Annotated in this window: 13 protein-coding genes; 9 read left to right on the top strand and 4 right to left on the bottom strand. The window is 41.4% G+C overall.

Annotation, left to right across the window (positions count from 1 at the left end; genetic code table 11):
- Positions 1 to 27 precede the first annotated feature (27 nt).
- From ACHSBP_RS12250 to trxB, 3 genes are read right to left on the bottom strand one after another with little or no spacing between them, the layout of a single operon-like run.
- Complete coding sequence (locus tag ACHSBP_RS12250; protein ID WP_010560182.1) at positions 28 to 732, bottom strand: arginyltransferase; 705 nt, start codon at positions 730 to 732, stop codon at positions 28 to 30.
- Positions 725 to 1,444, bottom strand: coding sequence for a leucyl/phenylalanyl-tRNA--protein transferase (gene aat, locus ACHSBP_RS12245; RefSeq protein WP_010560181.1), 720 nt, complete (start codon positions 1,442 to 1,444; stop codon positions 725 to 727). The genes ACHSBP_RS12250 and aat overlap by 8 nt, the downstream gene beginning before the upstream one ends.
- Before the next feature lie 41 nt (positions 1,445 to 1,485).
- Entirely contained in the window at positions 1,486 to 2,439 is a 954-nt protein-coding gene (gene trxB, locus ACHSBP_RS12240) for a thioredoxin-disulfide reductase (RefSeq protein WP_010560180.1), read from the bottom strand.
- A gap of 245 nt (positions 2,440 to 2,684) precedes the next feature.
- On the opposite strand from trxB, the gene pssA reads away from it, so the two are divergent.
- Complete coding sequence (pssA, locus tag ACHSBP_RS12235; RefSeq protein WP_395388981.1) at positions 2,685 to 4,010, top strand: CDP-diacylglycerol--serine O-phosphatidyltransferase; 1,326 nt, start codon at positions 2,685 to 2,687, stop codon at positions 4,008 to 4,010.
- A 76-nt stretch (positions 4,011 to 4,086) separates the two neighbouring features.
- Here the strand turns inward: pssA and ald are convergent, their stop codons facing one another.
- Positions 4,087 to 5,205, bottom strand: a complete 1,119-nt coding sequence (ald, locus tag ACHSBP_RS12230; RefSeq protein ID WP_395388968.1) for an alanine dehydrogenase — start codon at positions 5,203 to 5,205, stop codon at positions 4,087 to 4,089.
- A gap of 146 nt (positions 5,206 to 5,351) precedes the next feature.
- Here ald and lrp point away from each other — a divergent pair, with 146 nt between their 5' ends.
- The 8 genes from lrp (at position 5,352) to ACHSBP_RS12190 (ending at position 14,427) form a co-directional block, all read left to right on the top strand.
- The gene (lrp, locus tag ACHSBP_RS12225; protein WP_010560177.1) at positions 5,352 to 5,819 is read left to right on the top strand and encodes a leucine-responsive transcriptional regulator Lrp; all 468 of its coding nucleotides are present in this window, start codon (positions 5,352 to 5,354) and stop codon (positions 5,817 to 5,819) included.
- A 96-nt stretch (positions 5,820 to 5,915) separates the two neighbouring features.
- Positions 5,916 to 8,522, top strand: coding sequence for a DNA translocase FtsK (locus ACHSBP_RS12220; RefSeq protein WP_010560176.1), 2,607 nt, complete (start codon positions 5,916 to 5,918; stop codon positions 8,520 to 8,522).
- 1 nt (position 8,523) lies between these two features.
- Positions 8,524 to 9,189 (top strand): outer membrane lipoprotein chaperone LolA, encoded by a 666-nt coding sequence (gene lolA / locus ACHSBP_RS12215; protein ID WP_010560175.1) that lies wholly within the window; start codon positions 8,524 to 8,526, stop codon positions 9,187 to 9,189.
- Positions 9,182 to 10,525, top strand: a complete 1,344-nt coding sequence (locus ACHSBP_RS12210) for a replication-associated recombination protein A (RefSeq protein ID WP_010560174.1) — start codon at positions 9,182 to 9,184, stop codon at positions 10,523 to 10,525. Before lolA ends, ACHSBP_RS12210 begins: the two co-directional genes overlap by 8 nt.
- Positions 10,512 to 10,898, top strand: a complete 387-nt coding sequence (gene crcB / locus ACHSBP_RS12205; RefSeq protein ID WP_010560173.1) for a fluoride efflux transporter CrcB — start codon at positions 10,512 to 10,514, stop codon at positions 10,896 to 10,898. The genes ACHSBP_RS12210 and crcB overlap by 14 nt, the downstream gene beginning before the upstream one ends.
- Before the next feature lie 6 nt (positions 10,899 to 10,904).
- On the top strand, positions 10,905 to 12,197 hold the full coding sequence (gene serS, locus ACHSBP_RS12200) for a serine--tRNA ligase (RefSeq protein ID WP_010560172.1): 1,293 nt from the start codon (positions 10,905 to 10,907) through the stop codon (positions 12,195 to 12,197).
- 244 nt (positions 12,198 to 12,441) lie between these two features.
- A complete protein-coding gene (locus ACHSBP_RS12195) occupies positions 12,442 to 13,692 on the top strand; it encodes an efflux RND transporter periplasmic adaptor subunit (protein WP_395388967.1) in 1,251 nt (416 codons plus the stop codon).
- A gap of 12 nt (positions 13,693 to 13,704) precedes the next feature.
- Entirely contained in the window at positions 13,705 to 14,427 is a 723-nt protein-coding gene (locus tag ACHSBP_RS12190) for an ABC transporter ATP-binding protein (RefSeq protein ID WP_395388966.1), read from the top strand.
- Positions 14,428 to 14,430: the final 3 nt, after the last annotated feature.

The following is a 14,430-nucleotide window of genomic DNA, read 5'->3' as shown; positions in this document are numbered from 1 at the left end:
CTATGATTGGCATTTACAGTCATCTTTTTATAATTCCAGATGCCAAACATTATTATTGAGCTTTTGGTAAGGTTTAAATTTAGTTTTGTAATTCATTTTGCGACATTCATCGATTTGGTAACCCAAATACAAATATTGCTTGTTGATGCTATTAGCAAATTCGATTTGTTTCAAAATCATCATGGTGCCAAGACTGTAATCTTCAAAATCAGGGTCGAAGAAAGTGTAAATAGCAGAAAGCGCATTACTTAATGTGTCTGTGACCGCAACTGCAATCAATGTGTTATTGTGCCAAAGTTCAAGGTAGTTAATTGGTAACCAACTACAGGTCAAAAAGCTTTCGTATTGTTCAACAGATGGTGGAAACATAGCACCGTCTTGGTGTCTTAGCGTGATATATTTTTCGTACAGTGTGTAATAAATATCTTTGCTGACACTACTTACTTTAAGTTCGAACTGCTTACTTTTATTAATGATGCGCTTTTGTGATTTACTTGGTGAAAACTGTGACACATCAAGGCGGATAGCTTCACAGGCGGTACAGTTAGCACAATGTGGACGATAAATCTGGTCGCTAGAACGACGAAAGCCCAGCGCAAGAAGGTGTTCAAAACGCTGCTGGGTATAAAAATCGTGGTCTAGTACCACCAGTAAGCGCTCTTGCTCTTTATCGATATAACTGCATGGGAATTGTTGGCTTATCCCCAATTTTACCGGCATATGCTCAGTCATAAATATCCGTCAATTGTGCCTTATTCCACATAGTGGGGTGAATTGGTTGATCATCTTTTACAGTAAGTTTAGCCAAAAATTCTTCACGTGTAATGCAAGTAGCACCTAATGACGATAAATGCGGGTTTTCGATTTGGCAATCAATCAAGTTAATATTATGGTTTCGCAAGTGATTATGTAGCGCCCAAAATGCTAGTTTTGAACAGTTACTTTCAAAATGAAACATCGACTCACCACAAAACACATGGTTAACCATAATGCCATACAGTCCGCCAACTAATATGTTGTCTTGATTATACACTTCGATACTATGCGCATACCCTTGATTGTGAAGTGCGATATACGCTGCCTTCATATCATCGGTTATCCACGTACCTTCAAGTTGTTCTCGTTGCTTAATACAATTATTTATAACACCGCTAAAATCAGTATTAACGGTAATGGTGTATTTACCCTGTCGAGCGAGTTTACGCAAACTGCGGCTGATGTTGATGTCGCCGATATTTAATACCGCTCTGCTGCTTGGACACCACCACATAATTGGCTCACCTTGATTAAACCAAGGAAAAATACCACTTTGATAGGCGGTTATTAATCGTGGCGTTGATAAGTCGCCACCAATTGCAAGCAAACCATCAGGCTCGGATAAAGCAAGATCTGCGGGAGGAAATTGAGTTGATAATGAATCGAGTAGTGTAAGTTGTGCTGTCATAAAAAAGGCTGCGTTAGTGGCAGCCTTCAGTTTAGCGAATTTTACTTGAGATTGTCTAGGTAGCGCTCGGCATCAAGTGCTGCCATACAACCTGTACCCGCTGAGGTAATTGCTTGGCGATAAATGTGGTCGCTTACGTCACCTGCTGCAAATACACCTTTAACACTGGTTTGAGTTGCATTGCCGTTTAAGCCCGACTCAACAACTAGGTAGCCGTCTTTCATTTCAAGCTGGCCTTCAAACATACCTGTATTTGGCGAGTGACCGATAGCAATAAATACACCTGCAACGTCAAGCTCATTAGTGCTTTCGTCTGTGGTTGATTTAGTACGAAGACCTGTTACACCCATATCGTCACCAAGTACTTCATCAAGCGTTTGGTTAAGGTGCAGGGTAATGTTACCGTTCTCAACTTTATCCATTAAACGATCGGTTAAGATTTTTTCACTACGGAAAGTGTCACGACGGTGTACTAAATGTACTTCAGACGCGATGTTAGATAGGTAAAGTGCTTCTTCAACAGCTGTGTTACCGCCACCTACAACCGCTACTTTTTGATTACGGTAGAAGAAACCGTCACATGTTGCACATGCTGAAACGCCACGGCCTTTAAATGCTTCTTCTGAATCTAAGCCTAAGTAACGAGCAGACGCACCTGTTGCAATAATAAGTGCGTCACATGTATACGTGCCTGAATCGCCTGTTAGGGTAAATGGACGGTTATTTACATCAACAGTGTGAATGTGATCAAAAATGATCTCAGTTTCAAAACGTTCAGCGTGCTCTTTCATACGTTCCATAAGAGCAGGGCCGGTTAAACCGTGCGCATCACCAGGCCAGTTTTCAACTTCAGTTGTCGTTGTTAGCTGACCACCTTGTTGCATACCTGTGATTAATACAGGGTTTAAGTTTGCTCGTGCTGCGTATACTGCAGCTGTGTAACCTGCAGGGCCTGAGCCTAAAATAAGTAATTTACTGTGTTTGCTTGCGCTCATCGCATTTCCTAATTAATACTGCTTTTGCTAATTAATGCGGTTGATTCTATTAAAAACAAGGCAGATGTAAATTATTTTACGGAATTTGATATTACCAACTTGGCGTAAGCGTCAATTTAACGTAACACCCGTCGCAAATTTAGCCACTTAGCAAATCTTTCTCTCAAAAATTGTGCGTTTAATCTAATAATTTGTTATGTTGACGCTTTTATACAAAACTGATGCTATAGGATAACAGCGTGCGTTTGGATTTTTGGCAAAAAGAGCCAAGCTTTAAACTTGATAGCGAGCAAATATCAATATTGCTTGATGCGTCGTCTTATCGAGCAAAATTATTATCGTTAATTAAAAATGCTAAACAGCGCATTGTTATTACCGCGCTCTATTTACAGGATGATGAAGCGGGCCGTGAAATTTTAGAGGCACTTCATCGAGCGTCAAATGCGAACCCTGAACTACGCGTCGACATTTTGGTTGATTATCACCGTGCCCAGCGCGGCTTAATTGGTGAAGCCCAAAGTGAAGGTAATGCCGCACTATACTTAAAACTGCAACAAGCCCATCAAAATCGTGTGCGTGTTTTTGGCGTTCCTGTAAAAGGTAAAGAAGTATTTGGTGTGTTGCACCTAAAAGGTATGGTGATAGATGATACCGTGCTTTACAGCGGCGCGAGCTTAAACAATGTTTATTTACAATATGAACAGCGCTATCGCCTTGACCGTTATTTCACTATTGCTAATCAAGCACTAGCAGACTCCTTCACACAGTTTGTTGATGACTACCTGATTGCGTCAAGTGCGGTAATTCGTCTTGATGTACGTCCGATTAAAAAATTAGCAGAGTGCAAATCTGACCATAAAGCCCTGATGAAGTCGCTAAAACGTGCGAAGTATCCGTATGTTACATCGTCAGACGAAGGCTCAATTGATAGCTTTTTATTTTTAGGTTTTGGTCGTCGCGGCAATATGCTTAACCGAGCGATTAAAAATCTGTTTGAACTCGGTGAGAAAGAGTTGGTTCTTTACACCCCTTACTTTAATTTTCCGGCGCCACTATTGCGCGTACTTAGAAAGAAATTAAAGCAAGGGCTAAAAGTGACCATTGTTGTGGGTGATAAAACCGCGAACGATTTTTATATTTCGCCCGATAAGCCGTTTAGTAAAATTGGTGCGTTGCCGTATTTGTACGAAACTATATTGGCTAAGTTTTTAAAACTTAATGATAAGTTTGTGCAAGATGGCCTTTTAAATGTGCATCTTTGGCGTCATGACAGCAACTCATTTCACTTAAAGGGCATTAGTGTCGATAACCGTTATCAAATGATGACAGGGCACAACTTAAACCCTCGAGCGTGGGGTTTAGATATCGAAAACGGTATTTTATTTGATGACAGCCAAGGTTTACTAACAGATGTACTTGAGCAAGAAAAGCAACAAATATTAACGCATTGTACTAAGTTAAACAGCTACAAAGAGCTGCAAACAATGCATGATTACCCAGAACCGGTTGCTAAACTTTTAGGGCAAGCGAAGCGTGTTAAAGTTGATTTTATTATTAAGCGCTTTATTTAATTAATAATGTTTGAAACTAAAAAACACACATAAAAAAAAGCAGCTTTCGCTGCTTTTTTTATGCTTTGCAGAATGATTAGCTATTTAAAGCATCTTCTGGCGTTACGTATTCCATGTTGAAGCCTTCAGCAACTTCTTTACATGTTACTTTGCCTTTAAATACATTTAAGCCATTCATGAAGTGTGAGTCTTCAAGTAATGCAGCTTTGTAGCCTTTGTTAGCTAGCTTAATAATGTACGGTAGTGTTGCATTGTTAAGTGCAAACGTTGACGTACGAGGAACTGCACCTGGCATGTTTGCAACACAGTAGTGAACAACGTCATCAACAATATAAGTAGGCTCTGCGTGCGTTGTTGCTTTAGAAGTTTCAATACAACCACCTTGGTCGATTGCAACGTCAACAATAGCTGCGCCTGGCTTCATACGTTTGATGTGGTCTGCTGTTACTAGTTTTGGTGCTGCAGCACCAGGGATTAGAACACCACCAATTACAAGATCAGCTTCTAGTACGTGCTTTTCCAATGCATCAGCAGTTGAATAAACAGCTTTAACGCGGTTACCGAATTGTGCATCGATACGACGTAAAACATCAACGTTACGATCAAGAACAACAACATCAGCGCCCATGCCAACCGCCATTTGTGCTGCGTTGTTACCAACCATACCTGCGCCAATAACAACAACTTTTGCTGGCTCAACACCTGGTACACCACCAAGTAGCATACCGCGACCTGCATTTGATTTCTCAAGTGCTTGTGCGCCTGCTTGAATTGACATACGGCCCGCTACTTCAGACATAGGCGCAAGAAGTGGTAAACCACCGCGTGCGTCTGTTACTGTTTCGTAAGCGATACAGATAGACTTAGACTTAATTAGGTCTTCAGTTTGTGGAAGATCTGGTGCTAAGTGTAAGTAAGTGAATAGAATTTGGTCTTCGCGTAGCATTGCACGCTCAACTGCTTGAGGCTCTTTCACTTTAACAATCATGTCTGCTTTAGCGAAAACTTCTTCAGCAGTATTTAGAATTTCAGCACCTGCGGCTTCATAATCTTCGTTTGTAAAACCAATGCCAATACCTGCATTCGTTTCTACAAACACACTGTGACCGTGGTTGATTAACTCACGAACACTTGCCGGAACCATACCTACACGATATTCGTGGTTTTTAATCTCTTTAGGTACACCGATAATCATAAATTCACCTTACTTTGAACTGTGGTAATAGATAATACTATTTTATCTAGCTTTAATTAGTCGATGTAACTTTATTTAATTGAAATATTGGTTAATAAAACCATATAATCAAAAAACAAAGAGTAATATTCTAATTTGGTTAGCTAGTGTTAGATCGCATTGATAAAAAGATAATAGTCGAATTACAAAAAGATGGCAGAATTTCGAATGTGGAACTTGCGCGCCGTATAGGTTTAAGTGCAACACCTTGTTTGGAGCGGGTAAAAAAACTCGAGAGGGAAGGGTATATAAAAGGCTATAAAGCCATTATCGACCCAAAAAAAGTAGGCGCAGCATTATTAGTTTACGTTGAAATTACTCTGACAAAAACCTCACCTGATGTATTTGAAGAATTCAGTAGCGCAGTAAAAACCCATGATGAGATTTTAGAATGTCATCTTGTTTCTGGTAACTTTGACTTTCTATTAAAAACCCGTGTAGCAGATATGTCTGCATACCGTGACTTATTAGGTGATATATTACTGCGTTTACCGGCAGTTTCAGAAAGTCGTACTTATGTTGTCATGGAAGAAGTGAAAAGTGATGATGTTTCGCTTCTAAAAGTAGCACCATAGTAATAGAATAAGCACACTACATACTATTTGTATCTTAGAAAGTGTTATTTGCGCTGATGTAGTCGGAAGTAAAGAATAATAAAAAGGGGAGTTGTAATGCGCCTTAATGGTGTTCAAAGATTATTAGAAGCAGGCCTTATTTTAACGACTGCATTTGCAGCGTTTGTGTTAGTTGCTTTATTAACATTTGACCCAATCGATCCGTCTTGGTCTCAAACGGGTGACTATATCAAAGTAAAAAACATGACAGGTACAGCAGGGGCGTGGACTGCCGATTTACTGTACTTTAGTTTTGGTTGGTTGGCGTTACTTGTTCCCGTTATTATTCAAGTCATCGGTTATTTGCTGTTTAAAAAAACACACCAAGTATTTAAGTTAGACTACCTCACTTTGTCATTACGCGTTGTTGGTTTGGTACTGTTTGTCGTGTCATCAACGGCAATTAGCAGCATTAATTTCGATGACTTCTATGAATTTTCTTCTGGTGGTGTAATTGGCGATGTGTTTGCCAATGCCATGTTGCCTACCTTTAACTTTACTGGCACAAGTATCATTTTACTGTGTTTTTTCTTTTCAAGCTTAACCCTGCTGACAGGGGTTTCTTGGGTACAGTTTGTCGACCAAATTGGCCGTTTTGCAATGCATGCTTTTCTATGGTTAAAAGCGTTACCAGAACGATTAGCAGAACGAAAAGAAGCGAATAACGCACCGATTAAAACCGTAACTAATGAATCGGTTACTCAAGCGCCAAAACAAGTAACCTATCATGTTGACGAATTACCAGAGCAAGAAGTAAGCGATGAGCCACAAGAGCCGACAATCGATGTTCAGCCTGAAACCACAATCGAACCAACTTTTGGCGATGATATTGAAAATACTGACATTGAAACAGCAAAACAGCCTGAGGCGAATAATAAAAGCGAAATGCACCCGGCACTACAAGAATTCGACGAGATAATTAGTGATGATTTAAGTTTTTCAGCGCTTGACGATATTCCGTTTGATGACGATAAACAAACGAATGCGCCAAAGGCTGCTTCGGAAGATTTTTTAAGCACGCTAGAACCACAATCAGATGCAGAGCCTACGTTGGCACCGGTTGTGCAGCCAAGCGTAAATGAAACCCCAACAGAGCCAGCGCGCAAATCTACATATGTTAAGCCAAAAACAGCCAAAGAGCAGTTTGAAGACTTACTTGAGGTGACACCGCCAGCAACGCCAATGCCAACGTTAGATTTGCTCGATAGACCAGATAAAAAAGAAAACCCAATTACACAAGAAGAGCTGGATGCGGTTTCTCGCTTAGTTGAAACCAAGTTATTAGATTTTGGTGTGCAAGCGCAGGTTGTAGGAGTTTACCCAGGCCCTGTCGTTACGCGTTTTGAGCTGGACTTAGCACCAGGTATTAAGGTCGCGAAAATTAGCGGCCTCGCGAAAGATTTAGCGCGTTCACTTTCAGCAGTAAGTGTGCGTGTAGTGGAAGTGATCCCTGGTAAAACCTATGTTGGCTTAGAACTGCCCAATCAGCACCGCGAAATTGTACGCCTCTCAGAAGTTATTGGTGCGAAAAAATTTGCTAATAACCCGTCTGACTTAGCAATGGTGTTAGGTAAAGACATTGCAGGCGTACCTGTAGTTGCTGACCTTGCAAAAATGCCACACCTTCTAGTTGCTGGTACCACAGGCTCGGGTAAATCTGTGGGTGTAAACGTAATGATTTTATCGTTACTGTTTAAGTCGACTCCTGATGATGTTCGCATGATCATGATTGACCCGAAAATGCTTGAATTATCGGTTTACGAAGGCATTCCACACCTGCTGTGTGAAGTTGTAACAGATATGAAAGAAGCAGCTAACGCGCTGCGTTGGTGTGTTGGTGAAATGGAACGCCGATACAAACTCATGTCTGCATTGGGTGTACGTAACTTAAAGGGTTACAACCAAAAAGTGTTAGATGCCATTGAAGCAGGCGACCCAATTAAAGACCCGCTTTGGAAAGATACAGATGGTATGGAAACGGAAGCGCCTGACTTAGGCAAGTTGCCAGCCATCGTTGTGGTTATTGATGAATTTGCCGACATGATGATGATTGTTGGTAAAAAAGTTGAAGAGCTCATTGCCCGTATTGCTCAAAAAGCACGTGCTGCGGGTATTCATTTAGTGCTAGCAACTCAGCGTCCGTCAGTAGATGTAATTACGGGTTTGATTAAAGCGAACATTCCAACGCGTATGGCATTCCAAGTATCAAGTAAAATTGACTCGCGTACGATCTTAGATCAGCAAGGCGCAGAGCATTTATTAGGCATGGGTGACATGCTTTACTTACCGCCAGGTACTAGCGTGCCAATTCGTGTGCATGGTGCATTTGTTGATGACCACGAAGTTCACGCGGTGGTAAATGATTGGAAAGCGCGCGGTAAACCAAATTATGTCGACGAGATATTGAACGGAGAAGCCGTTGAAGATGTCTTACTTCCAGGTGAGACTGCCGAAAGCGACGAAGAAAGCGATCCGCTTTACGATGAAGCGGTCGCATTTGTAATTGAAAGTCGTCGTGCGTCTGTATCGAGTGTTCAGCGTAAATTGCGGGTTGGTTACAACCGTGCAGCACGCTTAGTCGAGCAGATGGAAATGTCCGGTATCGTATCAGCGCCGGGTCACAATGGCACTCGTGAAGTAATTGTTCCGAATAATGCAGGATAATATGACAAAAAGAATCACATTAATTGTTGCGAGCGTATTCGCGATGAGCACGGTAAGTGTAACAGCAGTGCACGCGCAAACAGAAACAGCGCAACACGTCGTAGACAGTAAAGCGCAAAGTGAATTAAAAACGCGTTTAACAAAGCTAAACAACTTACAAGCAGACTTTTCTCAAACCGTAATCGACAATACCGGTAGCGAAATTATGCAAGGTACGGGTTTATTAAAAATTAAGCGTCCAGAAAAGCTTTATTGGAAGCAAACATCACCAGATGAAACGGTTCTGGTTTCTGATGGCATTAAAACCTTTTATTACGATGAGTTCGCAGAACAAGTCACTATTTTAGATAGCAAAAAACTAATCGATAATACGCCGTTTGCGTTGTTAACTTCTGCGGATGAAAGCTTATGGCAAAACTACTCAGTAACGCATGCAGATAACGCGTATGTGATTACACCGAACAATCAAGGTCAAAGCCAAGTAGAGCGTTTAGAGCTTAAATTTGATGCAGATGCATTACGCTCAATGACAGTGTTTGATAATACAGGTCAAACTTCCGTTTATGTGTTCTCAAAACAGCAAGTTAATCAAACCATTGATGATGCGTATTTTCAATTCACCATTCCAGCTGACGTATTAGTGGACGATCAAAGTCAAGGTGAGTAATTTAAGCTTTTCATTTGCCCCAGAAATTAGGCCGCTCGCAGCACGCATGCGGCCAACTAATTTAAGCCAATACATAGGGCAAAAACATCTGCTTAGCGAAGGTTCACCACTGTACAACGCTATTTTAGCCGGTCGTTGCCATAGTTTAATTTTATGGGGGCCGCCCGGCGTTGGTAAAACAACGTTAGCTGAAGTCATCGCCCATCATGCAGATGCAAACGTGATCCGTTTATCAGCAGTGACCTCAGGCGTGAAGGAAATACGAGAAAGCGTTGCATCGGCAAAAGATCATTTAGCAATGCAAGGGCAGCGTACATTGTTATTTATTGACGAAGTGCACCGCTTTAACAAGTCGCAGCAAGATGCGTTTTTACCACATATCGAAGATGGCACTTTTATTTTTATTGGTGCCACAACGGAGAATCCTTCGTTTTCACTGAATAATGCAATTTTATCGCGTGCACGCGTGTATCAATTAAAAGCGCTTGAACAGCAGGACTTAATGCAAGCCATACACAGTGCGCTTAATAACGATGAGCAGCTACAGCAAAAGCAAATCGAGATTGATAATGCTGCAATTGAAAAACTGGCACTCGCAGGAGATGGCGATGCTAGACGTACGCTTAATTTACTTGAGCAAGCCATTGATATGGCCGATCAACAAAATGATAAACTGATTGTGAGCGAAAATGTGCTGGCGAATGTTCTGCCTGCACATATTGCAAAATACGATAAAGGCGGCGATTTATTTTACGATCTTATTTCAGCGTTTCATAAGTCAGTTCGCGGCTCTAATCCTGATGGTGCGCTTTATTGGCTTTGCCGTATTTTAGCAGGTGGCGGTGACCCGCTTTACGTTGGTAGACGATTATTAGCGATTGCTACAGAAGATATCGGCAACGCCGATCCTCGTGCGATGCAAGTCGCACTTAATGCTTGGGATATTTATCATCGTGTAGGGCCTGCAGAAGGTGAAAGGGCGCTTGCCCAAGCCGCGATATATTTAGCCAGTGCACCAAAGAGTAACGCAGTTTACACAGCGTTTAAGCAAGCAAAACACGATATTGCCAATGAGCCAAGTTTTGAAGTGCCGCATCATCTGCGTAATGCACCAACCAATTTAATGAAAGACCTTGGTTATGGTGCAGAGTATCGCTATGCCCATGATGAACCAGGTGCTTACGCTGCCGGCGAGAAATATCTTCCGGAAGAAATCGCAAATAGAAAATACTATCAACCGACAGAGCGCGGTCTTGAGCAAAAGATAAAAGCAAAGCTCGACTATTTAACCGAGCAAGACAATTTAGCCACTAGGAAACGTTATGACAGGGATTAAACTCTATTTTTACGTTGCTCTTGGTGGTGCAACAGGTGCGTGTCTTCGTTATTTTATTAGTGAATCAATGATAAAACTTTTGGGAAAGGGATTCCCTTTTGCTACCCTGACAGTTAATATTCTCGGTTCATTAATGTTAGGCGTTTTATACGGCCTACTAGAAAAAGAATTAATTGTTGTTAACCCCACCAAATCACTTATCGGAATTGGCTTTTTAGGGGCGTTAACAACGTTTTCAACCTTCTCGATAGATACGCTATTGCTGTTACAGCAAGGGCACTGGTTGAAAGCAACACTCAATGTATTTTTAAATGTAATTGGTTGTGTTTTTGTTGCCTATTTAGGTATGCAGCTAGCAATGCAAAAAGGTTAAAAAAGAATGTTAGACCCACGATTTTTACGTCAGGATATCGAAGAAGCCGCAGAGCGCCTAAAAGGCCGAGGTTTTGAATTAAACGTAGCAGAAATTCAAGCGCTTGAAGAAAAGCGTAAAGCGCTACAAGTTAAAACACAAGAATTACAAAATGAGCGTAACACACGCTCCAAAGCAATTGGTCAAGCAAAAGCAAAAGGTGAAGACATTGCACCTCTGTTGGCTGCTGTAGGTTCCTTAGGTGATGAGCTGGATGCTGCTAAAAAAGAACAAGACGAAATCCTTGCTGAATTAAATGCCATTGCTGCAACGATCCCTAACTTACCAGATAGCGAAGTACCATTTGGTAACGACGAAGACGATAACGTTGAAGTGGTTAAATGGGGCGAGCCAAAACAATATGACTTTGAAGTAAAAGATCACGTTGATTTAGGTGAAGGTTTAGCAAAAGGCTTAGATTTTGAAGCGGGCGTTAAACTTTCAGGCGCACGCTTTACTGTAATGCGCGGCAAAGTGGCGCGTATGCACCGTGCCCTTGTGCAATTTATGCTTGATACGCACACAGACACAAACGGTTATACCGAAATGTATGTACCGTATTTAGTAAACAAAGACAGCTTGTACGGCACAGGTCAGTTACCTAAGTTCGCAGAAGATTTATTCCACACAGAAGCAATCAGCGAGCATAATGAAGGGTTTAGCCTAATTCCAACGGCAGAAGTACCATTAACTAATCTTGGCCGCGATGTTATTTTTGATGAAGCTGAATTACCATTAAAAATGACTGCACATACACCGTGTTTCCGCAGTGAAGCAGGTAGCTATGGCCGTGACACACGTGGTCTTATTCGTCAGCACCAGTTCGACAAAGTTGAATTAGTACAGCTAGTAAAGCCTGAAGACTCAATGCAAGCGTTAGAAGATCTGACTAACCACGCCGAAGGTATTTTACAAGCACTTGAACTACCTTACCGTAAAGTAATTTTATGTACTGGTGATATGGGCTTTGGCGCAAGCAAAACATACGACTTAGAAGTATGGCTTCCGGCGCAAGACACCTACCGTGAAATTTCAAGCTGCTCAAATATGCAAGATTTCCAAGCACGCCGTATGCAAGCACGTTTCCGTCGTCAAGGTGAGAAAAAGCCTGAGTTATTGCACACACTAAATGGTTCTGGTTTAGCGGTTGGTCGTACACTTGTAGCGATTCTAGAGAACTACCAGCAAGCAGATGGCTCGGTAGTAGTACCAGAAGTGCTTCGTCCATACATGGGCGGCTTAGAAGTTATTACTGCCTAACAGTTAATAGTATTAAAAACCGGCGATATGCCGGTTTTTTTATGCCTGTTAAATAGCCTGTCTATCACGTAGATAAATAGTGTTTCGCTATCGACACACATTAAAGTTAGAAACTGTATCGAAAGTGGCACAGTTATCTGGATTTATTCTAATGTAAAATTTATAAGTCATTGGAAAATATATAAAATAATCTTGGCCTGATAATTGTAATTATCCATGTAATGCAATTATTGGATTATGCTTTATGGACATAAAAATAGAGAACAAATCACATAAGCTTAAAAGACCATTGACCTACGCGGTTTTTGCGTGTGTGCTACTAAGCGCTGTTATGTTTATTCGTCATTATACCCAAGGTGCGTCAAACTTGGTTAAACGAGACGAAATCTTGGTCGCAAAAGTTAAACAGGGCGATTTTGCGATAGACGTAAAAGGGTTGGGCAGTCTAGCACTTGAAAAACGCAATTTGATAACGACAAATGCGGGCGGCAAGGTTGTTGAAGTGTTGGTAAAGCCGGGTGAATATGTTGAGCGAGGCGACATTATAGTGCGTTTAGACAATCCGCAAATCAAAGAGACACTCATTCAAAAAAATAGCCTGTTACTTAAAATGGTTGCGCAACATAAAGCGGAGTTGGCACAGCAAAAAGCCTATCTTCAAGAAGCTGAAACCGCCTACCATGATGCCGATCTTGCGCACAAAGCCAACACAATGGAGTGGCAAGCGCAGGCAACCTTAATAGCACAAGGCAATAGCACTATTTCGAAACTTGAACATCAGCGCAGCGAATTCACCGTAAAGCGCAGTTTAAAGCAACTTGCGTTACAAAAAGCGAAAGTGGCAACGCAAAAAGAAATACTCGCCGCAAAACAAAACGCGCAACAAGCAGAGCAACAAAGCTTAAAATCGGAAATCAGTTTGCTTAGTCAACATATTTCACAGTTAGATGTGAAATCACCTATTACTGGGCAAATCCAAGATGTGTTTGTTGAGCTAGGCACGCAGCTGGCAAGTACAGGCTCAGTTGCCGAAGTAGCAGATCAAACCAAACTAATTGCCAAAATAAATGTAGCGGAACTTGATGCACCTAACGTTAAAGTAGGCCAGCAGGCTACAATTGATACCTATACTTCTCGCTTAGATGCACAAGTCACTCGCGTATCGCCCAAAGTGAACAACGGCCATGTTGAAGTTGAGCTTTCATTAATTGATGCAATTCCGTCAGAAGCGCGCGATAAACTCAATATTGAAGGCATTATTAACACTAGCTTTAAAACTCACACACTATTTGTTGCGCTACCGCGTAACGCCATTGCCGAAAGCACAAACAATGTATTTGTGTTGGAAAAGCATCTTGCAACCAAACAAGCGGTAACATTTGGTAAACGCTCCGTGAATTATATTGAGGTTGTAGCAGGGCTAACAATCGACCAAGAAATTATTATTTCCGATATGGAAAAATATACCAACGACACTCAAGTGCTTGTACGCTAGAAGGAAATTACAATGAATCCAGTTATCACATTAAAAAACATCGAAAAATTATTCAAAACTGATGAAATTGCAACGCAAGCACTTAATGGCATTAATCTAGTGGTTAATCCTGGGGAGTTTGTGGCTATAACAGGGCCTTCTGGTTGCGGTAAGTCGACGTTACTTTCTGTGCTAGGGCTGATTGATGAGCCAACAGCAGGCGACTACACCATTAGCGGCAAACAAGCGATTAATTTAAGTTCTGATCAACGCGCGCACATTCGCGCAAATCATATTGGTTTTATCTTCCAAGCATTTAACCTTATAAGTGACTTAAATGTACTCGAAAATGTGATGTTGCCACTGACCTATATTGGTGGCTACTCGGAACAACAAATGATAGAAAAAGCGCGTAAGGCGTTGACGTTAGTTGACCTTGAAAATCGCATTAATCACTTTCCTTCACAGTTATCAGGTGGTCAGCAGCAGCGCGTTGCGGTAGCTCGCGCGCTCATTAACGAGCCTGATTTAATTTTAGCGGATGAACCAACTGGTAACTTAGATTCGAAAAACGCGCAACAAGTATTGCAGTTACTAAAAGATTTACACCTGTCAGGTAAAACAATTTGTATGGTAACCCACGATGTAGAGTCAACGCACTATGCCAGTCGTACGTTGAACATGTTAGACGGTGCAATTGTGCGTGATAAACAGAAAACCTCGGATACTAACCCTTCAGTGGCGTTAGAGGTATAAGCT

Source organism: Pseudoalteromonas sp. XMcav1-K, from assembly GCF_044005875.1.
Classification (GTDB): Bacteria; Pseudomonadota; Gammaproteobacteria; order Enterobacterales; family Alteromonadaceae; genus Pseudoalteromonas; species Pseudoalteromonas spongiae.
The sequence above is the reverse complement of the archived record's forward strand: the minus strand, read 5'-3'. Positions and strand labels throughout refer to the sequence as shown.

Coding starts and splice junctions, on each gene's coding strand:
- ACHSBP_RS12250 (WP_010560182.1), bottom strand. CDS start 732: ATGACTGAGCATATGCCGGTAAAATTGGGGATAAGCCAACAATTCCCA.
- aat (WP_010560181.1), bottom strand. CDS start 1,444: ATGACAGCACAACTTACACTACTCGATTCATTATCAACTCAATTTCCT.
- trxB (WP_010560180.1), bottom strand. CDS start 2,439: ATGAGCGCAAGCAAACACAGTAAATTACTTATTTTAGGCTCAGGCCCT.
- ald (WP_395388968.1), bottom strand. CDS start 5,205: ATGATTATCGGTGTACCTAAAGAGATTAAAAACCACGAATATCGTGTA.
- ACHSBP_RS12220 (WP_010560176.1), top strand. CDS start 5,916: ATGCGCCTTAATGGTGTTCAAAGATTATTAGAAGCAGGCCTTATTTTA.
- lolA (WP_010560175.1), top strand. CDS start 8,524: ATGACAAAAAGAATCACATTAATTGTTGCGAGCGTATTCGCGATGAGC.
- crcB (WP_010560173.1), top strand. CDS start 10,512: ATGACAGGGATTAAACTCTATTTTTACGTTGCTCTTGGTGGTGCAACA.
- serS (WP_010560172.1), top strand. CDS start 10,905: ATGTTAGACCCACGATTTTTACGTCAGGATATCGAAGAAGCCGCAGAG.
- ACHSBP_RS12195 (WP_395388967.1), top strand. CDS start 12,442: ATGGACATAAAAATAGAGAACAAATCACATAAGCTTAAAAGACCATTG.
- ACHSBP_RS12190 (WP_395388966.1), top strand. CDS start 13,705: ATGAATCCAGTTATCACATTAAAAAACATCGAAAAATTATTCAAAACT.